Raw genomic sequence first — 25,921 nt, 5'->3', positions numbered from 1 at the left:
TGGCATAGTTTGCAAAATACTTAGGCTATTTCGCATATTGGCGTGGACTTTGTCCAAACCATCGCTTAAAGGCATGGTTAAATGCGGCGGGTTCTGAATAACCAAGTAACTCTGCAATCATTTCAATTGAATATTCCTGATATTCAATTAATCTCAATGCCTTATCTTTGATGAGATCTTCACGAATTTGTTTATAACTGGTGTTCTGTTGTTGCAGTTGATGGCGCAATGTCCGTTCCGGAATTTGCAAAGCATGTGCTGTTTCTGCCATGCTTGGCATACTGCCCTGTTGTAATTCCAAATAATCTTTTACGCGCTGTACCACCGAAGGCGTATCATCTTCAAGTTTAAGTCGCTCTAACTCAATCACGCATTTGGCTTCATAACTGCTAAAAGTGACTGCATCGGCAGATGGAATACGTGCGGTGAGTACAGCATCATCAAACCAAAACGCTGCTTGTGGTTGATTAAAAACTATATCTTTACCGTAATAATCATAAAAAGTTTGTAAAACTTCACTTTGCTGCGGCTGTGCAAATGGCAATTCTATGCGAATACGTGGCGCACTCATCCCCATCATTATATAGGTCTTGAATAAATTTGAACGTGCCTGAAATTTCACACTGCGCACGTAACACACCTAAATTATTGTGTAAATCATTGGGTTGATAACACAATGCAATGTGTGGCTTGCTATGTTGTAAACTCAGTTTCCCGCTTAAATGCGTCAATCCCTGATATTGAATCCCTTTTTGTAGTGCAGTGGCAATATCTGGACTAGTTACCAATAACATCAATAAAGGACCATAACCTGCCAAAGCATAATGCTGTCCAATAAACAGCCCCATTTCAGGTTCAACATCTGCACCAATAACTTTGAGAATATCCCATTCCAGACTTGGATGAATCACCGAACTGGTGTCCAGCGCATCTGCACACAAGCCGATACTTTGCAATTTTGCATCGACATCAACGCCTGCTTTACGCATGCCTTGTATTAAATACATCAAGCCAAGTATGGATCTTTTCATAAAATGAACAGTGTGAAACGAAATATCCTTTTTACCCGATTCGTCCACAGATAGAAATTGCCGAAAATATCAATTTTTATGTCAGCACGATCATGTTACCGCATGCTGGCTTATTCTATCCTGACTCAAACAAACTCAAGTCAAACAAAATAAATATAAGGATGTCTTCATGCAGGATGCAGCAGCACATTATCAAGTCGCAATTATTGGTGCAGGCTTTGGTGGATTGGCCATGGCGATTCGTTTGCTACAACGCAACATTCATAACTTTGTGATTTTAGAAAAGTCTAATGAAGTGGGTGGTACTTGGCGTGAAAATCAATACCCTGGCGCGGCTTGTGATGTGCAATCGCATCTGTATTCATTGTCATTTGCCCCCAAAACTGACTGGTCAAAACGTTATGCCGAAGCGCCAGAAATTTTTCAGTATATTCAAGATGTGGTGCAACAGTTTAATCTTCGTGAATATTGCCAATTTAACAGTGAAGTGGTGCATACCGAATACCACGAAAAAGACTGTGCGTGGCATGTTGCTTTAAAAGATGGCAGACAATTGAGTTGTCAATATTTAGTCTTTGCTTCTGGTCCACTGCATGTACCGCAAATCCCGCACATTCAAGGGATTGAAAAGTTTCAGGGCAAGGTTTTTCACTCGTCTCAATGGGATCATCAATACAACTTAAATAGCAAAGTTGTGGCATCTATTGGCACAGGCGGCAGCGCGATTCAATACATTCCTGAAATTGCACCTCAAGTTAAACAGTTATATGTCATGCAACGTACAGCTGCATGGGTCATTCCACGAGATGAACGCAAATATCTGAATATTGAGAAAAAACTGTTTAAACAAGCAGACTGGTTTAGAAAGTTGCATCGTGCGCGTTTGTATTGGTCGAATGAATCACGTGCAATTCCAATCATGCAACCTAGCATGATGAAATATACCCAAAAACTGGCAGAAGCCTTTATTCGTTTTCAGGTCAAAGACAAACAATTGGCACAAAAACTCACGCCTGACTACATTATGGGATGCAAACGTATTTTAGTGTCCAATAAATACTTCCCAACTTTTAACCGTGACAACGTCGAATTAGTGACTGATGCAATACAGGAATTGACTGCAGACAGCATCATCACCAAAGATGGTAAAATGCGAAAAATTGATTGTCTGATTTATGGCACAGGCTTTATTACCGATCCGCGTATCTATCTACAGCCATTTAGCTGCATTGGTGAACATGGCATTGAATTAAAACAGGCATGGAAAGATGGCGCAGAAAGCTATTACGGCATTAGCCACAAAGGTTTTCCGAACCTGTTTCAGTTGCTTGGACCAAATACAGTTTTGGCGCATAACTCGGTTATTTTTATGATCGAATCGCAAGTCGATTACATTCTGCAAATGATGGACTTGGTAGCACAATCACAGAGCAATGCAATTGTAGTAAAAGATCGAGTACAAGATCAATTTAACTACGATGTGCAAGACATGCTAAATAACACGGTTTGGCAATCTGGCTGTGTAAGTTGGTATCAACAAGATGGTGGAAAAAACTTTGCACTTTGGCCAACCTATACTTGGAAATATTGGCTAAAAACCAAGTCGCTGCATCCTAGTGATTTTAGATTAATCAGCAAAGCGGTATAAATTTCCGCTTTTAAAAGCAAACTGGCATAATCAACAGGTTTTTATCTATCTCCCACCTGTTGATCTCATGCAATCTCTTTGGCTGATTTTCCAATTACTCTGCTGTTTATGCCTTGGCTTTTTACTGGCAAAACGCCTTCCACGAATAATTAAAAAAATTGCGTTTCAACTGCTTCCATATTTTAGCTATATCCTGCTGATTGCAATTGCGATGGAGTTTTCACAAACGCTCGCTTCACTACAGCAGCCATCGCATATTCTATCTACAGCTTTGCAGATTGCATTTGCCACATCAATCGGTGCTTTTCTGTGTTGCTATTTGCTTTACAAAGGCTTGGGGCTGCAAGCAACACAAGGTAAAGTTTCATTACAATTGTTGATTCAATCATGCGTCAATATCAGCTATGCATTTTTTTCACTATTGGCAGGCTACTTGCTCCATCTAGTTTTCAGTTTTATGGAGTTCCAAGTTCAGATCAACACTTGGTATTTGCTGTTGCTGTTTATGTGGATGATTGGACTCGATCTCGCTCATTCGCCTTTAGATCGTTCTTGGCTGAATTGGAAAATTTTGATGGTACCTGTAGGCTGTATTTTCGGTTCAGTTGCTGGGGTACTACTTTGCGCACTTTGGCTCCCCATCACTCTACAAGACTTGCTTATGCTCTCACAAGGTTATGGATTTTATTCCATGAGCGGGATTGTCGTGTCTGAACTTCGTAATGCCGAACTAGGTAGTATTGCCTTAATGAATGATTTATTCAGAGAGATTTTTGCGATATTGCTGATGTATATCTTGGGATGGCGTTATCCGCGTGCTGCAATTTCTGCAGCAGGCGCAACTGCAATGGATGTTACTTTGCCCATGGTCAAACAAGCCTGTGGCAATGATTATATTCCGCATGCCATGGTCAGTGGATTTGTATTGTCAATCCTTGCACCCATTGCTGTAAGTGTGTTGGCAGCGATTTAACAAGAATCAACAATTGTCATCTCTCCCTCTGGGAGAGAGTTGGAGAGAGGGTTTGCGCTCTATTTAGGCGAGAGTTAGAGAGAGGGCTTATCTTCCTTTTAGAGAGTCAGCGATAGTAAAATTAAAGCGTCGCTAAAATATCTTTCAAAGTCTGACGCGGATTTTCAGATTTTGTAATTGGCCGACCAATGACCAAATGCGTAGAACCATCTAGCATAGCTTGTTTGGGAGTCACAATACGTTTTTGATCATCAGCATTTGAACCTTCAGGACGAATCCCTGGGGTCACTAAGGCGAAATCTTGTCCTAAAGTTTCACGTAGCATTTTGGCTTCTTGTGCAGAACACACCACACCGTCTAAACCACTTTCTTGCGTGAGTTTGGCTAAGCGCTGAACTTGTTCAAATGGCTCAATATCTAAACCTAAATCTTTTAAATCCTCATGTCCCATAGAAGTCAGCACTGTCACTGCAATCAATTGGGTATGATAATTCCCTGCTTTTAAACGCTCCGCACAGGTTTCCATCATTTTGCGACCACCTGAAGCATGCACGTTGACCATCCACACGCCTAAGTCTGCTGCCGCACATACTGCCTGAGCTGTTGTATTTGGAATATCGTGAAATTTCAAATCCAGAAAAACCTTAAAACCTTTGTCATGTAAGGCTTTCACGACTGCAGGACCTTCATGGGTAAATAACTCTTTACCAACTTTTACTCGACATAATGCAGGGTCTAATTGTTCTGCAATGGTTAAGGCGTCATATTGGCTTTTAGCATCGAGGGCAACAATGATACTCAAGAGAATTACCTATGGATTTGACAAATAGTCGTTATTATAAAGTGATTCGTGACAAGCAGATAGTCAAAAAGAAAGCTTATCGCTCATCGCAGCGATAATCAGCCATTCGTCAAAGGCACACATAAAAAAACACCCCAAGAGAACCTTGAGGTGTTGATGATCAATTCGCTTAACAGAGTAATTTAAAGTGCATTAGAAGAACGATCCTCAGTATGCACATCTAATACCGTTTTTTCATGACGAGTATGCGAAGCAGCTTCAGCAGCAGCAAGTTGAGCTGCATGAATTTGCTCTTTGCGTAGATATTCAATATCTTTACGTAGTCGTTTAATTTCCCAGCTATTTTGGAATACACGGAACACTTGCACGCCCAACAATAACCCTAGCACCAAACCGAGCGCCAATGTAATCAGAAGCAATAAACCCAAACGCATTGCAGGCACTTGAGTAAATAACAGGTCAACTGAAAGTTCAGTGCCGTTTTGCAAAACCAATGCCAGAGAATATCCAAATAGAATAACTAAAATAGCGACGAGAACGTAACGCATAAACACCCCTAGGAATTTTATTTATTTACAGACTCGTTTACTGCATCACGTAGTGCTTTACCTGGTTTAAAGTGCGGTACAGCTTTAGCCGCAACTTCTACAGACTTACCTGTTTTTGGGTTACGACCTACACGTGGTTCACGGTGATGCAATGCAAAACTACCGAATCCACGAATTTCAATTCGATTATCTGCCGATAGTGATGCAATCATTTGATCAATCATGATCTTAACAGCTTCTTCCACTAATGGCTCAGCCAAATGTGGATTTTTCAAAGCAATTCGTTCTATCAAGTCAGACTTATTAAGTGCTTCGGTAGTCATCTGCGACCTCTTTAATTATCAAGCTACTTTTACCTAAACTGATAATAACCTGTTTAAATACAAAACGGTAGCGTAATAATTGAATACTACGCTACCGTTTACAGTATTTGTGTAAAAAGTATGTGTTAATTTACATTAACAATACAGTTTACCCGCAACTTAGTTGCCCATTTGAGCTTTGATCAAGTCACCAATTGTCTTAGGACCGTTGTCTTGACCGCTAGCTGCAGTTTTCAAGTTAGCAACAGCTTCTTTCTCTTCAGCTTCGTCTTTCGCTTTGATAGACAAGTTGATAGAGCGAGATTTACGGTCTACGTTGATGATTTTCGCTTCAACTTCTTGACCAACTTCTAAGAACTTAGTTGCATCTTCAACGCGATCACGGTTGATTTCAGATGCTTTAAGTGTTGCTTCAACTTCGTCAGCCAACTTAACAGTTGCGCCACGAGCGTCAACAGCAGTTACAGTACCTTTAACCAAAGCACCACGTTCGTTAGCAGCTAAGAAATCGTTGAATGGATCGCTGTTCAATTGCTTGATACCAAGGCTGATACGATTGCCTTCAGCGTCTACAGAAAGGATAACCGCTTCAACAGTGTCACCTTTCTTGTAACGACGAATAGCTTCTTCGCCTTGCTCGTTCCAAGAAATGTCAGACAAGTGAACTAGGCCATCGATACCGCCTGGTAAACCGATGAAGATACCGAAGTCAGTGATTGACTTGATTGTACCTGAAACTTTTTCACCTTTGTCGTGGTTCTTAGCAAACTCTTCCCATGGGTTAGCACGAGTTTGTTTGATACCAAGAGAAATACGACGACGCTCTTCGTCCACTTCAAGAACCATAACGTCAACTTCGTCACCAATCTGAACAACTTTAGATGGGTGGATGTTTTTGTTAGTGTGGTCCATTTCTGAAACGTGTACTAAACCTTCAACGCCTTCAGCGATTTCTGCGAAACAGCCGTAGTCAGTTAAGTTTGTTACGCGAGCTTTAACGATAGAACCTTTAGGATAACGGCTCATGATCGCTAACCATGGATCTTCGCCTAATTGCTTAAGACCTAGAGATACGCGGTTACGCTCTTTGTCAAATTTAAGTACTTTAACAGTAACTTCTTGACCCACTTCAACCACTTCTGATGGATGCTTGATACGTTTCCAAGCCATGTCAGTGATGTGAAGAAGACCGTCGATACCGCCAAGGTCAACGAATGCACCGTAGTCAGTAAGGTTCTTAATCGTACCAGTAACAGTTTGACCTTCTTCAAGCTGAGCAAGAAGCGCTTCACGGTCAGCTGAAGATTCAGCTTCCATAACTGCACGACGAGATACAACAACGTTGTTACGTTTAGCATCAAGTTTGATAACTTTGAACTCTAACTCTTTACCTTCAAGGTGAGTTGTGTCACGGATAGGACGAGTGTCTACCAAAGAACCTGGTAAGAACGCACGAACTGGACCGATGTCTACAGTGAAACCGCCTTTAACTTTACCAGAGATAACACCAGTAACGATTTCGCCGTCTTCAAAGATTTTTTCAAGTTTAGTCCAAGTTTCAGCACGTTTCGCTTTTTCACGTGATAAAACAGTTTGGCCCATACCGTTGTCAAGTGCTTCAACAACAACATCAACGGTGTCACCAACTTGAACTTCAAGTTCGCGTTGTTCGTTTAAGAATTCAGCGCGGTCAACAACGCCTTCTGATTTAAGGCCAGTATCAACTGTTACCCAGTCAGAGTCGATGCTTACTACAACGCCTTGGATGACAGCACCCTTTTCAACGTTGAGGTTTAATTCGCTTTCTTCAAAGAGGGCTGCAAAAGATTCGGTCATGATTTACCTGATAAAGTCAGCGGTCTTGGATCAGACAAGGCCGGTTTAGTTAAGCGTCTACATAGTCCATATAGAACTGATCAAGCTATGCGTTCGCTGAATAAGTTTATTTCACGCGATTAAGCGCGGCAAATAGCAAGCTTCTGATCGACATAAGCCGTCATTAATGCAAATACATCATCAATGTTCAACTCAGAACTATCAATGATGTAGGCATCTTCTGCGGGCTTAAGCGGAGCAACTGTGCGCTCCATGTCTCGTTTGTCGCGAGCCTGTATATTCGCTAAAATGTCGCTTATTTTAGCATCCAGCCCCATACCCTGCAACTGTTTTACACGTCTTTGTGCTCGCGACTCTGCCGAAGCAGTTAAATAAATTTTAGCCTGTGCATTTGGAAAAATACTGGTCGCCATATCGCGTCCATCCGCAACCAAACCCGGTGCTTGAGCAAAGGCATGCTGACGTGCAAGTAATGCTGTGCGCAACTCAGGTACTGCTGCAACTTTTGAAGCATATTCCCCCACACGTTCGGTACGTATGGTTTGCGTGACGTCTTCACCATCAAGTAACACTCGTGTGCCATCTAGTTGGCTCACAAATTGAATATTAAGCTGTGTTGCAATAGCAACGCATTGATTCAATTGAGTATCAAGCTGATCTAATAAATCCTGCTTATGCAAAGCCAAACCCAATAAACGATACAACGCTCCAGAGTCGAGCAAATGAAATTGATAATGTGCTGCCAATTTTGCCGCAAGTGTGCCTTTACCTGAACCGCTAGGGCCATCAATGGTAATAATTTGAACCGTCATGATATTTCCGAAATGATTAAAGAGATTTTGCAAGTTTGGATAAACCAATTTTAATTGCAGTTTTCAACTGAGCGAGAATAACTTTACTCACAAATGGAACACGTACTTGTAACTCAATGCGATACGTGACTAGGGTTTTGTGATCCGCCACTTGCTGAAATTCAAGTGTACCCAAATGATGTTTGATCAATGGGTTTTTTATGATTTTATATTCAATCCGCTGATTCGGTTCAAGCACGGTAATTTGCTCTTGTAAAGGTTTAATCGACCCAATTCCCATACGACGCACCGAACCTACACCATCTGGACGTTCAGGGTCAGCAGAATCTTTAATACGTACCACTTGCATTGGTGCAAATGCGATATTATAAGTTGCATGTTTAGAAAGTAATTCAAATACTTGCGCAACTGGCGCATTAAATTCTTTTTTAATTTGAATAGCGTGCATGGTATGGCCTGATGATGAATGCTGGGTTGTATTTGATTGAGTTTAACGCAAATCAAACCTAAAACTCAGAATTGGTTTTGATCATGAAGGTCATTTATCAACTATTGCTGTTTTTGTTGTTTCTTTTGCGCACGGCGCAGCTTAAAAAAATCACTCAATTGGGCTGAACATTGCTGCTCTAAACAACCTGATTGATAATCAAAAATATGATTGTAATAACCCGACTCTAAAAGCTTTCTTGCACTGATCAATGAGCCTGCTTTGGGTTCAGTTGCCCCAAACACCACCCGTTTGATTCGCGCATGAATGAGTGCACCCACACACATGGTACAAGGCTCCAGTGTGACATAAAGCGTGGCATCTTCAGGTAAACGATAATTTTGAATATGATCACACGCTGCGCGAATTGCTACAATTTCGGCATGTGCAGTGGCATCGTGTAAAGTAATAGGTGCGTTATAACCCGCGCCAATCACCTGATTTTGACTGACGATAACCGCCCCTACAGGAATTTCTCCCTCTGCTGCCGCCAAAGCAGCCTGCGCATAGGCAAGCTGCATCCAGTCTTCATCGCTATAGTTTTGTTCTGACATTTAAATATGAGTAATAAATCAATACAAATCAAATAATTTCGTATTGTTTCAATAACTCATTCCAGCTTTCAATGCTCGTCACAGGTGGATTGTCTGCAAAAATGGTTTTGAGCAGCACTGGCCCATTTTGTTGCCAAGCTGGTGCAAGGTCTTTATCAACCAAACGTGCGCGCACACCTTCGACAAAATCTGCGTGGCGAATTTTCCAGTCTGAAATTTGCGTTTCCAGTTCGAATACTTCATTCCAAGCGTGAACTTTTTTGCCCCATTGCCATAATAACCACGTTAACGCCGCTGTGGTTGGTGAACCTTTTTGTAAGTTTTCACTAGCTTGACGTAGCCAATCACTACGTGCATCACTTAAACCAATAATCGACTCATAATCACTTTCAAAACTCACACCACGACACACGCTTTGAATGACATCCAAAGAGTTTTGTAACGGACCTGGCCCTACAGGACGGTGCATGCTGTTCAAGGTGTCATCAATGGCTCGGAAATCCCCTGCAGGATAATGGTTCCAGTCAATATTAATGACTTTTTCTAAGACAGAGGCACGTGGTGCATCACAAATATGCGTTGCCCAACCAATACCATAAGCACCCGCTGCAGTCATGATTGAACCTGTTAAACCAGTGAACAAACCAATCGCGCCACGGTCTGCCAAGAAACGGGTTGCACCTACATCTGGGTATAAACCAATATTAATTTCTGGCATAGCTAAACGCGAATAAGGTGTCACCAAACGGAATGGTGCAGCCATAAATAGGCCTAAACCACCACCCATGACATAACCTTCACCCCACACTAAAACAGGCTTAGCATAGTTATGTAGCAACAAGTCCAACGCATATTCTTGTTCAAAGAACTTATTTGCAGTTGCAACTTCATCATTAATGACAAGCTGACGTAACTTGCGCACATCACCACCTGCACAAAATGCTTTTGGTGTGGTCGAATCAAGCCAAATAGCTTTTACGCTATCGTCTGTATGGAAGTCTTGGAATACTGCCAATAATGCAGAAACAATAGATTCATCTAAAGCATGTAAAGATTTTGGGCGATTCAAACGAACAATGCGCCAACCATTATTTGCTTCTTCGACAATTAAATCCGGATGATATTCTTTAGAAATGGGAGAATGTGTCATGCGTCCAGCTGCCAGTCTATAGGCTCAATGCCATTTTGTTTAAGATAATTATTAGATTTTGAAAATACTTTACACCCAAAAAAACCACCACGGTTTGCTGCCAATGGTGATGGATGCGCTGCCTTCAAAATCAGATGTTTATTTGGATCTATACGTTGTCCTTTACGTTGTGCATATGCGCCCCACAAAATAAACACAATATGCTCACGTTGTTGATTTAACACATCAATCACATGATCTGTAAAATCTTCCCAACCCTGCTTTTGGTGCGAGGTCGGTTGTCCTGCTTCTACAGTTAACACGCTGTTGAGCAGCAACACCCCTTGCTCTGCCCAGTGCGTTAAATCACCGTGTCTTGGAATAGGCACACCTAAATCTGTATGTAACTCATGGAAAATATTACGCAAAGATGGAGGTAATGCAACCCCTCTTTGTACAGAAAAGCTAAGTCCATGCGCCTGGTTAGGTCCGTGATAAGGATCTTGCCCAATAATCACGACTTTCACCTGGTTTAAAGGCGTGCTATTTAGAGCATTAAATATCAGTGAACTTGGTGGATAAATCACCTTATTCAGTTGTTTTTCCTGCAACAAAAAATCGCGTAGCGCATCCATTTTTGGACTCAATAAAAATTCGGCTAGATTGTATTTCCAACTCTCATCTAACTGAATTTTATTTAAGCTCGCATATTGCTGCTCAGTAAAAGACATACCGCTATCAATCCTTGTTGATGTCTAATGATGTGATTTAAAGTTTAACTTGTAACTCGACATTCGGGTTTTGGAATTTCATCCCCTGTTTTAATTTTTCAAACATCTGCGGGTCTGACCACTCTGTCTGTACTTGCTCAGAAAAATGAATTTGATCCAGACTCAGTAATCCCATCTGTGCATTTTCAATATCTTCCAAAAAGCTTTGTGCATAGCCTGTATCAGTTTCATGCACAATCACAGAATAAACCTCCACATCACCTTCCCCATTTTGTGTGATGGTCGATGCCAAAACTTGCTGCGCCAAATAAAAGAAAATACGTGAAAACTGCTCTGCCGATGGCGATACGGGTAAAGAAACCCAACGTGCGCTGAATGTTTTGCAGGCTTGAATATATGCAGGATCGTCCTGCTCCCAAAAACAAATGGCATGATCGAAGGCATCAAATAATTCTTTGATTACACCTTTAAGCAAACCAAAGTCATACACCATTTGTCCATGATCAAGTTTTGAAGCTTTCAGTAATAATTCTACTTTATAGCTATGACCATGAATCGAGCGCTTACAGCGGTCTGAAGTGCAATTACGCACAATATGCGCATTTTCAAACTTAAATAACTTTCGAATTAACATGGGTCTTAACGTCATCAAAATATTTGGGGGATATTCTTTTTAATTATAATGCAAAACGTGAACAATAAGCCAATTTTAGCCCGCAGATTGCCAGACAAAAATCGTAATGATCAGTTTCAGTACAGATATGCAATGCATTTCCATCCGAATAACAGCACAAGGTTAATGCTAATACTTAAAATGGCGCCAGACTTCGTCTACTAACATTGACAGACTTTTCGCTACGCACCAAATCACTACTAAATTGACGTTTGCGCTCGCCCAATACCACTTCAATTTTGGCTTTGAAATATTGTGATTGCACACCCAATAAACTTGTAAATTCATTGCGGAGCGCGCTATCGACAGTTTGAAAGCCATCTAGCTCCCACAAAGCATTTACATTGCTAAAGTGCTCCAAATTGGCATTCCGACGATCAAGTAGATTTTGCACTACAACCACATCCAGTTTTTCATCTAAGCTCGCCAAAACCAAAGCAGGTGCAGTATTAATATTGATAGTGGTATCCCGTTTTGGCAAGGCAGTTACATAAGGCGCAATTTGTTGATACTTTATACCTTCAAAACCACGGACTTGTTTTAATTCTTCTACACTATGAAATAAGCTATTCGGCGGTAAATAAGGAATGGCTAAACCTTGATAATAACTCGACTCTGCCCCCATTGCGCCACTCGGCTCATCATCTGCATCTTGCCAGTCAATCACGGCTTCACTTAATTGCGCAGGTAGCCCGACACGCTGCAACAGTTTTTCAAAATATTTTTTTGCTTTTTCATTTACTTGGTCTTCGGTTGTCAGCAAACTATTTAAATTAAATTTCCCCGACTCATCTTGCAGCACACCCGATACATAACCATCTTCGACTGGAAATGGCGGCATTGGTTTTGCCCAGTTTTCTTGTAAGTGATCGACTTGACCTGCATTTTCAGCATCATCTTGTAGTAATTCTGCAAAAAACACTTCGGCACTTTTGGCATATAACAATGCTTGATTTTGACGCATCAAATACGCGGTATTTTCACTGGTATACATTTGCCGTTTGGCTATGGTCGCGGCCAAAATCGTGGCTAAAGCAACCAACATCAATATCGTAATCAAGGCGATGCCTTGTTGTGACTTGATAATGCCGCCTAAGCGCTGAGTCGATTTTGAATACATTGCCACTGTGCCTTTAATTGTCTTTCTTCTTTAAAAAATCAGTCTGCAATAAGCTAAATATCCATTCATATTGCACGTCACGCACGGTTAAATTTATTTTTATTCCTTTCGGGAGTAGCCTTAATTGTTCAATTTGCTGCGAATCAACACTGCTTTCAGGCCAACTACTTAATTCATTTGGATTTAATACCACAATCTCAAAAGCTTCGACTTCATCTAACATCACGCTCGACTCAGGCTGATCATTGCCCGTTTGATGCAAATTACGATATTTTAAACGATACAATTTCTTTTCATCGGCACGATATTGATATTCTACGCGCTCATGGGGTGAAATACCCTGCTGCAAAGGATCGGTCACCCCTGTTTTACTAAAATTAAAGCGTCCATTCTGTAAAACTAAAGCAGGTTGTTGCTGCCCTTTGATATTGGCCGTTAGTGGGACAGCCTGCATCATGTCACGTAAAATTTGTTGATAGCTTTCTTGCAACTGCTCTAAATTAGCTTCATGCATCGCATTGCGGTCTTTGACTTTGGCGAGATAATCAAATACTTTCCATCCCAAAGCTGACAACACCGCAAAAATTGCAATTGCGACCAGCAATTCAACTAAAGTGAAGCCCTTCTTTGTACTCATGACTGCTGCTCACGGGCATTAAAAAACACCAAAGAAGTCACGCCTGCTTCAACTTGTCCCGTGTCTTGATTGTACAAACTGATTTGAAGATCGACACGTTGCACATTTGGGCTAATGGTCGGCTGTGTGGACTTGTCAATCTGCCATGATTCACCTTGTTGAGTTACTTGCTTGGACTCTGTTCCACTTAACCATTGCCGATTCATTTCCATCAATGCCACTTCATTCAAAGCCACAAATTGCGCTTTGGTTCTTAAAATGGCATTGGCGGTGGATTGAGTATATTGCATCGCCACTTTGGTCATTGCTATAGCTGCTGTTGCGAAAATTGCCAAAGCCACCATAACTTCAAGTAGTGTAAATCCTTTAGCTTTCATGGATTTTTCCTAAATGATCGACCTCTATTTCCGCCCCCACAGGACGCTGTTCTAAATAGAACTGAATACGAACAGGCTTAGCTTCACCATTACCTAGCCAAATCAGTGCAGGCGCATTACCTTGCAGCAATTCACTATTATTAGCATTTGGATAGCTTTGTTCTAAAGATAAAATTTGGATAGAAACTTGGTCGGGCAAAGTTCTGCTTTTAAACTCACTATAGCTTTGCCATTTTTGATTATTTTGCAGGGTTAATTGTTGTTCTGAAGCATAAGGCTGATATTCCAGTACATCATATCGCGCAGGTGAAACATCGGTTGCTTGATGCAAATTGAGTGCAAAAATACGCGCTTGATCATTGGCTTCACGATTCAGCTTACGTAAATCCAATAAAAACACTTCCCGCGCCTGCATAGCTTTACGCTGATCAACACCACCAATATTTATTAAAACTAGCGACGCCATAATCGCCATAATGACAATCACCACCATCAATTCAATGAGCGTAAAACCGCGAACCGAAGACAGTGGTGTGTTCATAGCGTATTAATTCAATTGCTCGAAAGATTGTGCTTGTTTGGGCATCGCCAACGCTTGGTCGATATAGGCTACGCGCAGAGTATCCCGTGAGCCCAAATAACGCTGATAGAAACTTGAGTTTAAAATAGCCGCTGCACCATGCGTAAGTGACCAAATTGAAGCCAGATAATCACGCACTTCCATGTGACTGTGAATGGATTCTAAATATTGTTCAGTCATACGAATAATGATGCGTAATCGGCTTTTGCGGACTTGGTATAGTTCACTAAATAACAAACCAATGCCAACACCCGTTGTAGAAAGGCGTTCTTCAATTTGATGAAAAAGTACGGTACGCTCAGGATGATGCAAGTGATGCAGCATAAAAAATGCTAGATGTTCAGGAAACTTTTTTTCAGCGTCTTTAATCATTTCTAGCAACATGCGCTCATTACGAATAATGAGCAACATATAGAGTTCATCTTTACTTTGAAAGTGTTTATATAGAGTACCTTTGGCCAAGTCCAGTTCTGCTGCCAAAGCATCAAGGGTCATTCCTGCTTCACCATTTTCCAAAAGCAACTGCTCTGCCACTTGGAAAATTAACGTTTCTCTTGCTCGAAACTGAGCCTGACGATCCATCTTCACCCGATAAACTCTCTTTACACGATTCAATCAATTGAAATTTTTAATATACCACCACAACATTAAATTTTTGCATCATTCCACTATGCAAATTAATGTCCTTTGAGCAGGTTTTCAAAGTTTTGTGTTGTTATGAAAGCAATTTCCTCTAAGGACTTATCATATACATCACTTAAGGCTTTGGCTACATACGGAACGTATTTTGGCTCATTTGTCTTACCGCGATATGGCACAGGTGCCAAATATGGACTATCAGTTTCAATAAGCACACGATCTAAAGGCACTTGCTTGGCCACATCACGTAAATCTTGTGCATTTTTGAAGGAAATAATGCCTGAAAAAGACACATAATAACCGCAATCTAACACCGCTTTTGCAGTTGCCCAGTCTTCTGTAAAGCAATGTAATATGCCATGCGTCGATTTTTCTGCACGGATAATATCCACTGTATCATGCTTGGCAGCGCGGGTATGCACTACAACTGGTTTTTTTACAGCTTGTGACGCATGAATATGTCGTGCAAAACAGGCTTTTTGCTCCGCAACAAAATCGGTACTGTGAAAATAGTCCAGACCTGTTTCGCCCAAAGCCCAAACCTTGTCGGCTTGTGCCAAAGCAATCAGTTGTTCGGTAGTGGCACGCGCCATATTTTCGGCATTTTCACAAGGATGTACACCCACGCTATAACCGACATCGGCATGACGTGCTGCAATTTTTGATAATGCAATATGATCGTCTAAATCGACAGAGATACCCATAATTTTAGACACACCCGCTAGGCGTGCCTGTGCAATTGCTGCATCTAAATCACCATCATAAGGACTTAAATCCAGCATCGTTAAATGACAATGTGTATCAACAAACACGAAGTTTTCCTATAAGCAATCAACCTACATAGTGTAACTGTTACGGTTGTCAGACTTAAGCCCCGCAAGGATTCTTTCGGCTTCAGATTTGTAATAAACGCCTTTCTCACCGCTCAGTTGAATGCCAAAGCCTTGCATTTTAATGCCATTTTGTTTTTGCGAAATCCAAATAACTTTTCCTGTGAGTGGAATTTTTTGTGATTGTTCGGGCAAAGTTGCAAGCACGAAGATTTCTTCACCCATTTTCACAGGTTGTTTTGAGGGTACAAATAAGCCACCGCCTACAACATATGGCATATAACTTAAATATAGCGTTTCGACATCAGGAATATTGGCCTGAATAATACCGCCCATACGTGGTTGCATCATGTTCCCCTTAAATATTCATTAACTTAATACAGAGCTGATCAAGCACTAGATTACTTTGCACGTTTTGCTCAAGCATTGGCTTGGCTTGCTGTAATTCTGCATATAAACCAAACAGACTTTCCAAGTCATATTGTTCAGCCAAATGCTGCAAAGCGGTGATTAAATCCAAATTTTTAATGCTTTGGTTTAGCTTGACACAAATTAAATCACACAACAAGTATTCAAACATCTGACTAAAATCAGTAAAGCTCAACGCCTTGTTCCACTTGGTTGCAATTGCCATGGGCATATTTTTTTGCGTTACCAGTTTATACCAATCTTTCAGAAAATCTGTACGCTGCTCTAACCATTCTGCCTGTGCTAACTGCAGAGCCTGCAACGGCATTTGATTGGACAAATTCATCAATAATTGCTGTTTATTCGCATCTAAATCAGGCAAATTCTGCTGCAAATATGCCGTAGCCTGTGCTGCAGCAATACGGTCTAAAGCAAAGTGCTGTAAACGACTGCGAATGGTTGCAGGCAATTTAAGATAGTGATCTGCCAGCAAAATAATCACGATGCGATCACCCGGTTCTTCTAGGGTTTTCAGCAAAGCATTGGAGGATGCAATATTTAAGGCCTCAGCAGGTTCAATCACTACTACCCGCCACCCATCTACCGTTTGCTGGACAAAAGGTAATAAATCACGGATCTTCTCGATCTTAATTTTCGCGTTTTGTTTTTTATTCTCTTCATCGGTGCTGATATAGACATAATTCGGATGCGTATCTGATTTTAACCACTGACAACTACTACATTCACCACAAGGCTGTGACTGCATATCACGCTGATGGCATAGAATCCAAGCCACAAATTGCTGTGCAAAGGCTTCTTTACCACACCCCTGTTTGCCAAAAAACAATAAACCATGCCCCATTTTGGGAAATCGTCCAGTTAGACTTTCCCAAACTTGTTGCTGCCATGGATACACTTGTCCAATTACATCACGTTGCATGGTGGTGATTCACTTGCTCAAAATGGGCAATATCCATTGCATTTAAACGGTCTAAGTCTGCTTGGGTGTCTACACCTGGGGGTAAATTGGCTTCTGCAACGGCAATAGCAATACGGTGTCCATTTTCTAAGACACGCAATTGCTCTAAGCTTTCTAGCTTTTCCAATGTTCCCATTTCCCAAGTCACATATTCTTGTAGCAATTCCACACGGTAAGCATACAACCCTAAATGACGATAAGCATGTTCATGCAATTGTGTTGTCGCTACTTTCGCACCATCACGGTCATAAGGAATCGTAGCACGGCTGAAATACAAAGCCTGATTGTGTTTAGACATGACCACTTTAACAATGCTATCGCGGGTAAATTCATCTAGTTGCTGAATCGGCTCACACAGCGTAGACATAGAACATTCAGGTTGAGCTTCGAGCAACTGCGCCACTTGTTGTACCAATTGTGCAGGTAAAAGTGGTTCATCGCCCTGCACATTGACAATAATATCGTGTTTATCCCAACCTTTAATACGTGCCACTTCGCTTAATCGGTCTGTGCCGGATGGATGGTCGGCCGAAGTCAGCACCACATCCACACCTTCAGCACGGCACAATGCTGCAATACGAGCATCATCGGTGGCCACACACAAATCATCAAAACCTGCCACTTTTTTTGCCTGATCGACTACACGCAAAATCATGGCGCGACCATGAATTTCCAGTAAAGGTTTGCCTGGCAGACGTGAACTGGCATAACGTGCAGGGATAACAATGTGCTTCATAATTTTCCTTATCATGTTCTTTCAGGCAGGTTTAAACCCAAGTGTTTCAATTGTTGATGTATGGTGACATAGCAGGCCGATGACAATACAGCATCTACAGGTACAACCCAAATTTCACGCTGAAAATCTGGATATTGCTTTAACAGTGGCAATAACTTGACGGCATCTTTCTCTGTGGTAATGATCGGTTGCGAATCGTCAAACTGCAAATCGGTAATTTCATAGTCATGATGATCTGGAAACTCATGGCATTGAAACTGGGTCACACCCATCGATTCTAACGTTTTATAAAACCGCTCAGGAAAGCCAATGCCCACGACAGCATAAAAATTTTGGGTCGGATCAAAAATTAATTCTTGTGCGGGATGCAATAAATATGGCTCTGCAACAGCCAAATGCATATTTAGTTCAGAACTCGGGTGCGTTGCATGTTCAATCACCGTGGCATGCTCTAATCGAGATTTTGGTTCACGCAAATAACCTTCAGGTAATATTTTCTCATTGCCCAAACCACGATTATTATCTAAAACAATCCATTCCAATTGACGGTTTAAAGCCAAATGCTGCAAACCATCATCACTGATAATTAAATCCAATTCATGCTGTGAAAGCAGCAATTCAATACTTTTTTGACGATTTGGCCCCACTGCCATCGGCACGCCTGTTGATTGCACAATTAAAGTCGGTTCATCGCCCACGACCTCTACATTAGCATCGATACTGACATAGGCTGGAAATGGTCCTTTGCCGCCATAACCACGGCTAATCACGCCGACACGAATATCTAAACTTCGTAGATATTTAACCAAATGAATCAACAAAGGAGTTTTGCCACTGCCCCCCACGGTAATATTACCAATCACCATCACAGGTACGGGAGCGGTATAAGCGGTTTTAATCCCTGAACGATATAAGTTCTGATTGAGTAAGCTCACGCCACGGTACAATAAAGACAAGGGTCTAAGCACAACCAGCCATTTGGCTTGTTGCTGCCAAGCGTCCTGAATAAATTGTGCCAAAGACATGAATTAATGTTCCTCGAAGTTACGTTGATGCAACTGGAAGTACGCGCCTTTTTGCGCTATGAGTTCCTGATGGGTACCTTGCTCTAAAATACGTCCCTGATCCATCACCACAATACGGTCAGCATTTTCAATGGTAGATAGACGGTGTGCAATGACAATGGTGGTACGGTCTTGCATGGCCGCATCAAATGCACGTTGAATAAAGTATTCAGATTCATTGTCTAAAGCACTGGTGGCTTCATCTAAAATTAAAATTGGTGCATTTTTTAAAATAGCACGGGCAATCGCAATACGCTGGCGTTGACCGCCTGACAAATTCAAACCTTGCGCACCGAGTGGTGTATCGTAGCCTTGCGGTAAAGCCATAATAAAGTCATGAGCATAAGCTGCTTTGGCTGCAGCAATCACTGCTTCATCACTCGCACCTTCAAGCTGACCATAGGCAATATTTTCACGTACCGTACGGTTAAACAATACCACTTGCTGATTGACCATAGCAATTTGGGAGCGCAAGCTATTCAGCTCAATATCACGAATATCGTGCTGATCAAACAAAATTTGCCCCGAAGATACTTCTTGAAAACGTACTAACAGATTGACCAATGAGGTTTTGCCCGCACCTGAACGTCCGACCAAAGCCACTGTCTCGCCTGCTTTGACATCTAGATTGAAATCATGAATGGCATGGTGTCCATCGGAATACACCAAATTCACATTTTTAAATTGCAAATTGCCTTTTAAGTCTGGTGTAAGCGTCCCGTGATTGTCTTCTTCAGGCATATCGAGCAATTCAAAGACTGAATGTGCTGCTGCCAAGCCGCGTTGTAATTTTTCATTAATATCGGTAAGAGCTTTAATTGGCTTACTCAACATGCCTGCTGCAGTGATATACGCCACAAACTCGCCAGCTGAAATATCACGTAGAATTTCTGGACGTAAGGCAATCCAGATAATAATTGCCAAAGCAATGGACATAATGAACTGCACCACTGGGCTGTTCAATTGTTGCACCGCCACCATCTTTAAACCACGACGCAGGTTTTCTAAAGAGTTTTCTTTAAATCGGCTTTGTTCATAGGTCTGACCACCAAAACCTTTGACGACCAAATTACCATTCACCGTTTCTTGCACCACGTGGTTTACATCCCCCATGGTGTCTTGTACTTGAATAGATAAACGACGCATGCGTTTTGCAGCTTTACGAATCAGCAAGCCAATTAATGGGCCAAATACCAAAATACAGAGGGTCAAACGCCAGTTGGTATACAGCAAATAGCCGAGCAAGCCGAGTGTAATCAAACCCTGTTGTACCAATGTACGCAGCGATTCTGTAGATGCAGCGGTCAACTGCTCTACGTTATACATAATTTTGGCAGTAATGTGCCCACTGGTATTATCTAAGTAATACTGTGCAGGTAAACGCAGCAATTTAGCAAAGACTTCCTGACGGATATTGAATACCAAATTACGTGAAATCACTGCGGTATAGTAACCGCCAATAAAAGTTCCCAAACCACGGAAAAACATCAGTGCAATGACTAATAGCGGAAATAGTGTGGTGAAAGATTGGTCACGCTCCTGAATGGCATTAATAATTTTTTCCAAGAGTTTTGCCACAGATACTTCTGTGGCTGCATTAATGGCGAAACCGATAATCACCAAGATTGCCAAGCCCCAAAATGGGAGCAAATATCTCAGAAGACGGCGATAGACCTGTAAATCCTTCTTCACTAATAACCTCGAGTTGGGACTTTCGTACTGATATTGATGTTGACGAAACCAAGTTGTCCTGCGACATCCATCACTCGAATCACATCTTGATGAGTGGCTTTGGCATCTGCAGCAATGATAAACATTAAATCGTGTCGATCTTGAGAAATTTGTTTAATTGCTGTGCTTAAATCTGCCACTTCCTTAGTCGAAAGTGCCTGACCATTGACAGAATAATGCCCTGAAGAATCTACCACGACTTCAATTTTATGTTCATAAGATTTTGGTGGTACGCCTTGCGCATCTGGCAAAGTTAAATTCATACGGCTAAATTGGTTAAATGTGGTCGAAAGCAACAAAAACACCAAGATGAACAGTAAACAGTCAATCATTGGAGTCAGGTTAATATGAATATCTTCAACTTGCGAGCGTTTGAACTTCATAAACTCACCTTAGCTTACTTTTTTCACATCTTGCACATCCGCATCAAGCTGATGAGGTTGACTCTGATGAAATAATCCTGCGTGAAACAAAGTCGCTTGCTGCTCTAACTCAGCAGTATATTCTTGCACCAAACGCTGAAAATAACGATAGGCAAATAAGGCTGGAATTGCAATCAACATACCCGCTGCAGTGGTAATTAAGGCTTTAGAAATCCCCGGAATCATTAAGGTTGGATTACTTGCACCCACATCAATCACTAAAAATGATTCAATAATCCCAAGCACTGTACCCAATAAACCCAATAACGGCGCTACTGCACTGAGCGTACCCAAGAAGTTGATATTTTTTTCTAAATAACCAATTTCTTGTGAAGCTGTCGCTTCCATTTGTGCACGCGCATACTGTTCTGATTGTTGTTTGTTACGCGCACCCGCCTCAAAAATACGACCTAATGTGCTGTTTTTTAAGTTGGCGCTTTGATTTAGTTGTTGCAACACAGTCGCTAAACTTTGCCCGCGGTTGAGCAACAACGCATTGGGCAAAATACCTGCACGCTTTAAACGCATAAAACGCTCAATGGTAATTGCAACGGTAAATACCGAGCACAATACCAACGGCAGCATCAGCCAGCCACCTGCTTTTACCAATTCCCACATTCGCTTTTCCCCAATAAAATACGAATTAAAATTAATCGGACAGGCAAATATTTAAAATACCATCCAGCTCTTCCAGAGAGTGATAACTGATGGTCAATTTGCCCTTACCTTGCTTGTTATAATCAATTTTAACATCTGCACTAAAACGCTCAGAAAGACGTTGCGTGAGTTGTTGAATATCAGGCGCTATAGCCGTTTTCGGCTTTTCTTGTTTTGGCGCATTAAAGTCACGTACCAACTGTTCGGTTTGACGTACCGATAAATTCTTTTCAATTACATGCTGCGCGACTTTGAGCTGATCTTTAGCTTTCAAAGTTAAAATAGCACGTGCATGACCCATATCTAGCAAGCCTTGCTGCATCAACTCTTTAACAGGCTCAGCCAAAGTGAGTAAACGCAATAAATTACTGACCGTGGTACGTGCTTTACCTACTGTTTCGGCAATTTCCTGATGACTCAAGCCAAACTCATCGTGAAAGCGTTGTAACGCCATTGCCTGATCAATTGGGTTCAGGTCTTGGCGCTGAATGTTTTCAATTAATGCCAAAGCAATCGCGACCTGATCGGTCAAATCACGCACGATTGCAGGAATTTCAGTTAAACCTGCCAACTGTGCAGCACGCCAGCGACGCTCACCTGCAATAATTTCATAAGGAAGTTGCTCGTCATCAATCGGACGAATCACAATCGGCTGCATCACACCATGTTTTTCAATAGATGCCGCCAATTCCTGCAAATCTTGTTCTTGAATAAAACGACGCGGTTGATATTCACCACGTTTTAATAAATTAACATTAATTTGTTTTAGCTGACCATGATCTAAAGATTGCACTTCAAGTTGTAGTTTTTCTTTTTGGATTGACCCCAATAAGGCATCCAAGCCACGACCTTTGGCTAATCCGCGTTTTTTTATGGTCATGCTTTACTTCCTTTTTTCACTTTGCTTTTTTTCAACATTTCAGCTGCTAAATTCAGGTAGGCAACTGCACCCTTCGAGCTTTTTTCAAAATAAATGACGGGTAAACCGTGTGCAGGCGCTTCTGCTAAGCGTACATTACGCGGAATAACGGTATCGTATAATTTTTTACCAAAATAGTGTGATAATTCTTCGGACACATCGCGGGTTAAGGCATTACGCGCATCATACATAGTACGCAATACACCAATAATTTCTAAATCAGGATTGAGTGCCTGCTGAATACGGTCAATGGTTTGCGTCAGGTCTGCCAGACCTTCGAGTGCATAATATTCACACTGCATTGGAATGATCACACTTTGCACTGCTGCTAAAGCATTTACCGTAATTAAGCTTAAACTTGGCGCACAATCGACAATAATATAATCAAAATCTTTGGCAATTTCCTGCAAGGCATTGCGCAAAATAAACTCACGCCCTTCTTGCTCGGCAATCACCAATTCGACCCCTGACAAATCACGGTTAGCACCTAAAACCTTGTAACCAACTTCTGCCTTGCTAATTGCGGTTTCTATCGGCACTTCACCCAACAATACATCGGTCACTGAATACAGCAAATCATTTTTTTGAATGCCTGAACCCATGGTCGCATTGCCTTGTGAGTCCATATCGACCAATAAAACGCGCTTTTTCAAAACAGCCAAAGATGCTGCCAAATTAACTGCGGTTGTGGTTTTCCCGACGCCACCTTTTTGGTTCGCAATCGCAATAATTTGTGCCATGATCACCCCAGTCCTTTGAAAATTAAATACGTTTTAATAAAAGTAAATGACGTTGTTCGTCTAAGCGCGGAACTTTAAGCTCGATAATTTCACAGCTGAATTCATCTTTCACTGCTTCCACTTCTTCGGCAGGAATCAAACCTTTCATTGATGCAATAATACTTTGCTCATGCATAAATGGTTTGGACGCGGCAACAAAGTCAGTTAAAGATGCAAAAGCACGGCTCGTAATCACATCAAAATGACCTAACTCACGGATGCTGTCTTCATTTTCAACACGAGTTTGAACGGCCACTACGTTTTTCAGTTTTAAATCGGCAATAAACTGTTTTAAGAAACGAATCTTTTTACCATTTGAATCCAACAACACGCAATCGCGTTCAGGCTGACTCAAGGCAATAATCATGCCTGGCATACCGCCGCCTGTCCCAATATCCAATAAACGACCTGCAGGTAAATCTTTGAGGATGCTCAGACTATCGAGCAAATGCTTAACCAGCATTTCTTTCGGGTCACGAATTGCAGTGAGGTTGAACGCTTTATTCCATAGCACCAGAGCATCTTGGTATTTGAGTAATAAATTTAAAGCCTCATCACTGAGCTCTAAACCTAAAGCCTGACTACCTTGCTTGAGTTCCTGAAAAAACGAATGCATCACAATTCACATCTCGAAAAAGTTAATGGAAGTATACCGATTTATAGTTACAGTCATAGGGGCGAACGCTTAGTGAATATGCACTTAAGCGTACACCCCCTGCTGAATTTGTTGATCTAACGCATTTAATCGTTCAGGAGTGCCAACATCCACCCAAACACCCTGTAATTTATGTGCTGAAATTTTTTCTTGCTGCATGGCTTGTTTAAGCAATGGTGCAAGCGGACGCTTACCAGATTCTAAACCGTTAAACATTTGCGGATGGATCACCGCTACGCCACTATAAGTCAGATTTTCACCCGAGCGTGCTTGCTCAAAAGTATAGGCTTTGTTTGCAGCCAGAGTGAAATCACCTTGCGGATGCTGTACAGGGTTTTCCACTAAAACCAAATGTGCCAAGTCGTTTTCAAGTTGCACATTTAATAGTGGCGCAAAATCCATGGTGGTCCAAACATCACCATTCACTAATATAAAAGGTTCATAGCCCAATAATGGCAAGGCTTTGATGATACCCCCTGCTGTTTCCAAACCTTCGCCTTCATGCGACCACAAAATTTTTACACCAAACTGAGAACCATCGCCCAAAGCTTCTGCGAGTTTTTCACCTAGCCATGCGGTATTAATAACAATTTCCTGCACACCAATCTTTTGTAATTTTTCGATGTGCCACACAATTAAAGGTTTGCCACCGACTTCCAATAAAGGTTTAGGCGTATGCAGCGTTAAAGGACGCATACGATTGCCCATTCCTGCGGCAAGAATCATAGCTTTCATTTAGGCAAGCACCTCATACTGACCATATTTTGCTGTAAATTTTGGCATTACTGTCGTGTGAATGAAGTGCATAAATGGTTGTAATTCTGGATAAGGCTTACTTTCTTCAAGTAAATACCACATCACCCGAGGTAAATCTTTGAGATAACCCGATTTACCATCACGCTCAAATAAACGCACAAAAATACCTAAAATTTTGATATGACGCTGAATCGCCATCATATCGGCATCTTTTTTAAATTGTTGAAAATCGCGTTCCTGTTTAGATGTTTCTGGCATTAAGTCATAAAACATTTTAAACCAACGATACACATGATCCGCATTCCACTGTACATAAGCATCGCGGGTAATCGAAATTAAGTCGTATGTATCTGCGCCAATGACCGCATCCTGAAAATCAATCACACCAAGTTCTGTGTCCTCACCTACTTTCATTAAGTTTCGACTATGAAAATCACGATGCACAATCACTTGCGGCTGCGCCAAAGCAGCATTGGCCAAAATCACAAATGTACGTTTAATTAATGCACTTTCTTCAGCCGTTGGCTGAATTTGTAAGGCTGGCAATAACCAGTCAGTCAGCAGCTCCATTTCACTGATCAGTTTGTCATAGGAATATTCAGGGAAATGTGCGGTACCATCAATCGCTTGCAATTGAATCAGTTGCTTAAAACACTGCGCATAATAGTTATCTACTGTGTGTTCATTTAATAAGGTCGATAACAGCACATCGCCAAAATCTTCGAGCAACAAAAAGCCTTGTGTCAGGTCTTTGGCTATAATTTTGGGTACACGCACAGCATGGGCAGCAAAAAATTCATCAATCGTCACAAAAGGACCACAATCTTCTTTTTCTGGTGGTGCATCCATGAGCATAAATGTTTTATTATTCAACTTGATTCGTGCGTAACGACGAAAACTTGCATCGCCTGCTAAAAAATGAGTTTCAAATTGATCTGAACCAAGTACAGATGTTATCCATGTTTGTATCAATTGTTCGCGTTGTGTATTCATTTGCAATAAATTCTAATACAGGCTGAGTTTTTAAAGTGCTAAGTGTAGCTACTTCTGCGCTTTTTCTCTATGATGCGACAATAATTAATTGC

Annotated in this window: 30 protein-coding genes and 1 pseudogene; 2 read left to right on the top strand and 29 right to left on the bottom strand. The window is 41.4% G+C overall.

The genetic code is table 11. The features are described from left to right. Window positions 1-25: 25 nt before the first annotated feature. A pseudogene (locus LZP46_RS06445) lies at window positions 26-1,031 on the bottom strand (AraC family transcriptional regulator ligand-binding domain-containing protein). 169 nt (window positions 1,032-1,200) lie between these two features. Between LZP46_RS06445 and LZP46_RS06440 the strand changes: the two are divergent. Together LZP46_RS06440 and LZP46_RS06435 are read left to right on the top strand one after the other, a co-directional pair. Continuing rightward, complete coding sequence (locus LZP46_RS06440; protein WP_236095048.1) at window positions 1,201-2,679, top strand: flavin-containing monooxygenase; 1,479 nt, start codon at window positions 1,201-1,203, stop codon at window positions 2,677-2,679. Window positions 2,680-2,746: 67 nt separating this feature from the next. Then, window positions 2,747-3,652: a lysine exporter LysO family protein gene (locus LZP46_RS06435; RefSeq protein WP_236095047.1), complete on the top strand. Its 906-nt coding sequence runs from the start codon at window positions 2,747-2,749 to the stop codon at window positions 3,650-3,652. A gap of 121 nt (window positions 3,653-3,773) precedes the next feature. Here the strand turns inward: LZP46_RS06435 and pyrF are convergent, their stop codons facing one another. The 28 genes from pyrF to LZP46_RS06295 form a co-directional block, all read right to left on the bottom strand. Next, entirely contained in the window at window positions 3,774-4,454 is a 681-nt protein-coding gene (gene pyrF / locus LZP46_RS06430) for an orotidine-5'-phosphate decarboxylase (protein WP_236095046.1), read from the bottom strand. 182 nt (window positions 4,455-4,636) lie between these two features. Continuing rightward, window positions 4,637-5,002, bottom strand: a complete 366-nt coding sequence (locus LZP46_RS06425) for a lipopolysaccharide assembly protein LapA domain-containing protein (RefSeq protein ID WP_236095045.1) — start codon at window positions 5,000-5,002, stop codon at window positions 4,637-4,639. A gap of 17 nt (window positions 5,003-5,019) precedes the next feature. After that, window positions 5,020-5,325, bottom strand: a complete 306-nt coding sequence (locus tag LZP46_RS06420) for an integration host factor subunit beta (protein WP_004976773.1) — start codon at window positions 5,323-5,325, stop codon at window positions 5,020-5,022. Window positions 5,326-5,484: 159 nt separating this feature from the next. Then, on the bottom strand, window positions 5,485-7,161 hold the full coding sequence (gene rpsA / locus LZP46_RS06415; RefSeq protein WP_168419003.1) for a 30S ribosomal protein S1: 1,677 nt from the start codon (window positions 7,159-7,161) through the stop codon (window positions 5,485-5,487). Window positions 7,162-7,280: 119 nt separating this feature from the next. Then, window positions 7,281-7,973, bottom strand: a complete 693-nt coding sequence (gene cmk / locus LZP46_RS06410; RefSeq protein WP_236095044.1) for a (d)CMP kinase — start codon at window positions 7,971-7,973, stop codon at window positions 7,281-7,283. Between the two features lie 16 nt (window positions 7,974-7,989). Then, a complete protein-coding gene (locus LZP46_RS06405) occupies window positions 7,990-8,421 on the bottom strand; it encodes an SRPBCC family protein (protein WP_236095043.1) in 432 nt (143 codons plus the stop codon). 101 nt (window positions 8,422-8,522) lie between these two features. Further along, window positions 8,523-9,014: a tRNA adenosine(34) deaminase TadA gene (gene tadA / locus LZP46_RS06400; protein ID WP_236095042.1), complete on the bottom strand. Its 492-nt coding sequence runs from the start codon at window positions 9,012-9,014 to the stop codon at window positions 8,523-8,525. 28 nt (window positions 9,015-9,042) lie between these two features. Beyond that, window positions 9,043-10,164 carry an enoyl-CoA hydratase/isomerase family protein gene (locus LZP46_RS06395; protein WP_236095041.1) on the bottom strand — a complete coding sequence of 374 codons (1,122 nt, stop codon included), beginning with the start codon at window positions 10,162-10,164 and terminating at the stop codon, window positions 9,043-9,045. Continuing rightward, entirely contained in the window at window positions 10,161-10,874 is a 714-nt protein-coding gene (gene ung, locus LZP46_RS06390; RefSeq protein ID WP_236095040.1) for a uracil-DNA glycosylase, read from the bottom strand. Before ung ends, LZP46_RS06395 begins: the two co-directional genes overlap by 4 nt. 37 nt (window positions 10,875-10,911) lie before the next feature. Next, a complete protein-coding gene (locus LZP46_RS06385; RefSeq protein ID WP_236095039.1) occupies window positions 10,912-11,508 on the bottom strand; it encodes a 6-pyruvoyl trahydropterin synthase family protein in 597 nt (198 codons plus the stop codon). 175 nt (window positions 11,509-11,683) lie between these two features. Next, window positions 11,684-12,667, bottom strand: coding sequence for a type II secretion system minor pseudopilin GspK (gene gspK, locus LZP46_RS06380; protein ID WP_236095038.1), 984 nt, complete (start codon window positions 12,665-12,667; stop codon window positions 11,684-11,686). 13 nt (window positions 12,668-12,680) lie between these two features. Further along, window positions 12,681-13,304, bottom strand: coding sequence for a type II secretion system minor pseudopilin GspJ (gene gspJ / locus LZP46_RS06375; RefSeq protein WP_104851896.1), 624 nt, complete (start codon window positions 13,302-13,304; stop codon window positions 12,681-12,683). After that, entirely contained in the window at window positions 13,301-13,681 is a 381-nt protein-coding gene (gene gspI, locus LZP46_RS06370) for a type II secretion system minor pseudopilin GspI (RefSeq protein ID WP_236095037.1), read from the bottom strand. The genes gspJ and gspI overlap by 4 nt, the downstream gene beginning before the upstream one ends. Continuing rightward, window positions 13,671-14,222 (bottom strand): prepilin-type N-terminal cleavage/methylation domain-containing protein, encoded by a 552-nt coding sequence (locus LZP46_RS06365; protein WP_236095036.1) that lies wholly within the window; start codon window positions 14,220-14,222, stop codon window positions 13,671-13,673. Before LZP46_RS06365 ends, gspI begins: the two co-directional genes overlap by 11 nt. A 6-nt stretch (window positions 14,223-14,228) precedes the next feature. Next, window positions 14,229-14,843: a TetR/AcrR family transcriptional regulator gene (locus LZP46_RS06360; RefSeq protein ID WP_236095184.1), complete on the bottom strand. Its 615-nt coding sequence runs from the start codon at window positions 14,841-14,843 to the stop codon at window positions 14,229-14,231. Window positions 14,844-14,938: 95 nt separating this feature from the next. Beyond that, a complete protein-coding gene (locus LZP46_RS06355; RefSeq protein WP_236095035.1) occupies window positions 14,939-15,712 on the bottom strand; it encodes a TatD family hydrolase in 774 nt (257 codons plus the stop codon). Between the two features lie 24 nt (window positions 15,713-15,736). Next, window positions 15,737-16,078: a PilZ domain-containing protein gene (locus LZP46_RS06350; protein ID WP_019836532.1), complete on the bottom strand. Its 342-nt coding sequence runs from the start codon at window positions 16,076-16,078 to the stop codon at window positions 15,737-15,739. Window positions 16,079-16,088: 10 nt separating this feature from the next. Beyond that, window positions 16,089-17,078 carry a DNA polymerase III subunit delta' C-terminal domain-containing protein gene (locus LZP46_RS06345; RefSeq protein ID WP_236095034.1) on the bottom strand — a complete coding sequence of 330 codons (990 nt, stop codon included), beginning with the start codon at window positions 17,076-17,078 and terminating at the stop codon, window positions 16,089-16,091. Further along, entirely contained in the window at window positions 17,068-17,853 is a 786-nt protein-coding gene (gene kdsB / locus LZP46_RS06340; protein ID WP_236095033.1) for a 3-deoxy-manno-octulosonate cytidylyltransferase, read from the bottom strand. The genes LZP46_RS06345 and kdsB overlap by 11 nt, the downstream gene beginning before the upstream one ends. A gap of 11 nt (window positions 17,854-17,864) precedes the next feature. After that, window positions 17,865-18,878 (bottom strand): tetraacyldisaccharide 4'-kinase, encoded by a 1,014-nt coding sequence (gene lpxK, locus LZP46_RS06335; RefSeq protein ID WP_236095032.1) that lies wholly within the window; start codon window positions 18,876-18,878, stop codon window positions 17,865-17,867. 3 nt (window positions 18,879-18,881) lie between these two features. Further along, a complete protein-coding gene (gene msbA / locus LZP46_RS06330) occupies window positions 18,882-20,609 on the bottom strand; it encodes a lipid A export permease/ATP-binding protein MsbA (protein ID WP_236095031.1) in 1,728 nt (575 codons plus the stop codon). Next, window positions 20,609-21,031 carry an ExbD/TolR family protein gene (locus tag LZP46_RS06325; RefSeq protein ID WP_180062205.1) on the bottom strand — a complete coding sequence of 141 codons (423 nt, stop codon included), beginning with the start codon at window positions 21,029-21,031 and terminating at the stop codon, window positions 20,609-20,611. Before LZP46_RS06325 ends, msbA begins: the two co-directional genes overlap by 1 nt. A 9-nt stretch (window positions 21,032-21,040) precedes the next feature. Beyond that, window positions 21,041-21,688 (bottom strand): MotA/TolQ/ExbB proton channel family protein, encoded by a 648-nt coding sequence (locus LZP46_RS06320; RefSeq protein WP_019836537.1) that lies wholly within the window; start codon window positions 21,686-21,688, stop codon window positions 21,041-21,043. A gap of 31 nt (window positions 21,689-21,719) precedes the next feature. Next, the gene (locus tag LZP46_RS06315) at window positions 21,720-22,607 is read right to left on the bottom strand and encodes a ParB/RepB/Spo0J family partition protein (protein WP_236095030.1); all 888 of its coding nucleotides are present in this window, start codon (window positions 22,605-22,607) and stop codon (window positions 21,720-21,722) included. Then, window positions 22,604-23,386 (bottom strand): ParA family protein, encoded by a 783-nt coding sequence (locus LZP46_RS06310; RefSeq protein WP_019836539.1) that lies wholly within the window; start codon window positions 23,384-23,386, stop codon window positions 22,604-22,606. Before LZP46_RS06310 ends, LZP46_RS06315 begins: the two co-directional genes overlap by 4 nt. Before the next feature lie 22 nt (window positions 23,387-23,408). After that, window positions 23,409-24,041, bottom strand: a complete 633-nt coding sequence (rsmG, locus tag LZP46_RS06305; RefSeq protein ID WP_236095029.1) for a 16S rRNA (guanine(527)-N(7))-methyltransferase RsmG — start codon at window positions 24,039-24,041, stop codon at window positions 23,409-23,411. Between the two features lie 84 nt (window positions 24,042-24,125). Further along, window positions 24,126-24,815, bottom strand: coding sequence for an N-acetylmuramate alpha-1-phosphate uridylyltransferase MurU (gene murU / locus LZP46_RS06300; RefSeq protein WP_236095028.1), 690 nt, complete (start codon window positions 24,813-24,815; stop codon window positions 24,126-24,128). After that, on the bottom strand, window positions 24,816-25,829 hold the full coding sequence (locus tag LZP46_RS06295; RefSeq protein ID WP_236095027.1) for an aminoglycoside phosphotransferase family protein: 1,014 nt from the start codon (window positions 25,827-25,829) through the stop codon (window positions 24,816-24,818). Between the last annotated feature and the right edge of the window lie 92 nt (window positions 25,830-25,921).

It is taken from the genome of Acinetobacter sp. SCLZS86 (assembly GCF_021560715.1).
Taxonomy (GTDB): domain Bacteria; phylum Pseudomonadota; class Gammaproteobacteria; order Pseudomonadales; family Moraxellaceae; genus Acinetobacter; species Acinetobacter towneri_A.
Note: the sequence above shows the minus strand (reverse complement) of the source record. Positions and strands in the feature narration are given on the sequence as shown.

What these genes read in the sequence shown, in the direction of transcription:
- LZP46_RS06365 (WP_236095036.1), bottom strand. Translation starts at nt 14,222, where the DNA reads ATGAACACACCACTGTCTTCGGTTCGCGGTTTTACGCTCATTGAATTG.
- LZP46_RS06405 (WP_236095043.1), bottom strand. Translation starts at nt 8,421, where the DNA reads ATGCACGCTATTCAAATTAAAAAAGAATTTAATGCGCCAGTTGCGCAA.
- LZP46_RS06395 (WP_236095041.1), bottom strand. Translation starts at nt 10,164, where the DNA reads ATGACACATTCTCCCATTTCTAAAGAATATCATCCGGATTTAATTGTC.
- gspK (WP_236095038.1), bottom strand. Translation starts at nt 12,667, where the DNA reads ATGTATTCAAAATCGACTCAGCGCTTAGGCGGCATTATCAAGTCACAA.
- LZP46_RS06315 (WP_236095030.1), bottom strand. Translation starts at nt 22,607, where the DNA reads ATGACCATAAAAAAACGCGGATTAGCCAAAGGTCGTGGCTTGGATGCC.
- rsmG (WP_236095029.1), bottom strand. Translation starts at nt 24,041, where the DNA reads ATGCATTCGTTTTTTCAGGAACTCAAGCAAGGTAGTCAGGCTTTAGGT.
- LZP46_RS06325 (WP_180062205.1), bottom strand. Translation starts at nt 21,031, where the DNA reads ATGAAGTTCAAACGCTCGCAAGTTGAAGATATTCATATTAACCTGACT.
- LZP46_RS06350 (WP_019836532.1), bottom strand. Translation starts at nt 16,078, where the DNA reads ATGCAACCACGTATGGGCGGTATTATTCAGGCCAATATTCCTGATGTC.
- murU (WP_236095028.1), bottom strand. Translation starts at nt 24,815, where the DNA reads ATGAAAGCTATGATTCTTGCCGCAGGAATGGGCAATCGTATGCGTCCT.
- LZP46_RS06295 (WP_236095027.1), bottom strand. Translation starts at nt 25,829, where the DNA reads ATGAATACACAACGCGAACAATTGATACAAACATGGATAACATCTGTA.
- LZP46_RS06385 (WP_236095039.1), bottom strand. Translation starts at nt 11,508, where the DNA reads ATGTTAATTCGAAAGTTATTTAAGTTTGAAAATGCGCATATTGTGCGT.
- ung (WP_236095040.1), bottom strand. Translation starts at nt 10,874, where the DNA reads ATGTCTTTTACTGAGCAGCAATATGCGAGCTTAAATAAAATTCAGTTA.
- LZP46_RS06440 (WP_236095048.1), top strand. Translation starts at nt 1,201, where the DNA reads ATGCAGGATGCAGCAGCACATTATCAAGTCGCAATTATTGGTGCAGGC.
- lpxK (WP_236095032.1), bottom strand. Translation starts at nt 18,878, where the DNA reads ATGTCTTTGGCACAATTTATTCAGGACGCTTGGCAGCAACAAGCCAAA.
- gspI (WP_236095037.1), bottom strand. Translation starts at nt 13,681, where the DNA reads ATGAAAGCTAAAGGATTTACACTACTTGAAGTTATGGTGGCTTTGGCA.
- cmk (WP_236095044.1), bottom strand. Translation starts at nt 7,973, where the DNA reads ATGACGGTTCAAATTATTACCATTGATGGCCCTAGCGGTTCAGGTAAA.
- LZP46_RS06320 (WP_019836537.1), bottom strand. Translation starts at nt 21,688, where the DNA reads ATGTGGGAATTGGTAAAAGCAGGTGGCTGGCTGATGCTGCCGTTGGTA.
- LZP46_RS06435 (WP_236095047.1), top strand. Translation starts at nt 2,747, where the DNA reads ATGCAATCTCTTTGGCTGATTTTCCAATTACTCTGCTGTTTATGCCTT.
- gspJ (WP_104851896.1), bottom strand. Translation starts at nt 13,304, where the DNA reads ATGAGTACAAAGAAGGGCTTCACTTTAGTTGAATTGCTGGTCGCAATT.
- kdsB (WP_236095033.1), bottom strand. Translation starts at nt 17,853, where the DNA reads ATGAAGCACATTGTTATCCCTGCACGTTATGCCAGTTCACGTCTGCCA.
- LZP46_RS06420 (WP_004976773.1), bottom strand. Translation starts at nt 5,325, where the DNA reads ATGACTACCGAAGCACTTAATAAGTCTGACTTGATAGAACGAATTGCT.
- rpsA (WP_168419003.1), bottom strand. Translation starts at nt 7,161, where the DNA reads ATGACCGAATCTTTTGCAGCCCTCTTTGAAGAAAGCGAATTAAACCTC.
- LZP46_RS06360 (WP_236095184.1), bottom strand. Translation starts at nt 14,843, where the DNA reads ATGGATCGTCAGGCTCAGTTTCGAGCAAGAGAAACGTTAATTTTCCAA.
- tadA (WP_236095042.1), bottom strand. Translation starts at nt 9,014, where the DNA reads ATGTCAGAACAAAACTATAGCGATGAAGACTGGATGCAGCTTGCCTAT.
- LZP46_RS06310 (WP_019836539.1), bottom strand. Translation starts at nt 23,386, where the DNA reads ATGGCACAAATTATTGCGATTGCGAACCAAAAAGGTGGCGTCGGGAAA.
- LZP46_RS06425 (WP_236095045.1), bottom strand. Translation starts at nt 5,002, where the DNA reads ATGCGTTACGTTCTCGTCGCTATTTTAGTTATTCTATTTGGATATTCT.
- LZP46_RS06345 (WP_236095034.1), bottom strand. Translation starts at nt 17,078, where the DNA reads ATGCAACGTGATGTAATTGGACAAGTGTATCCATGGCAGCAACAAGTT.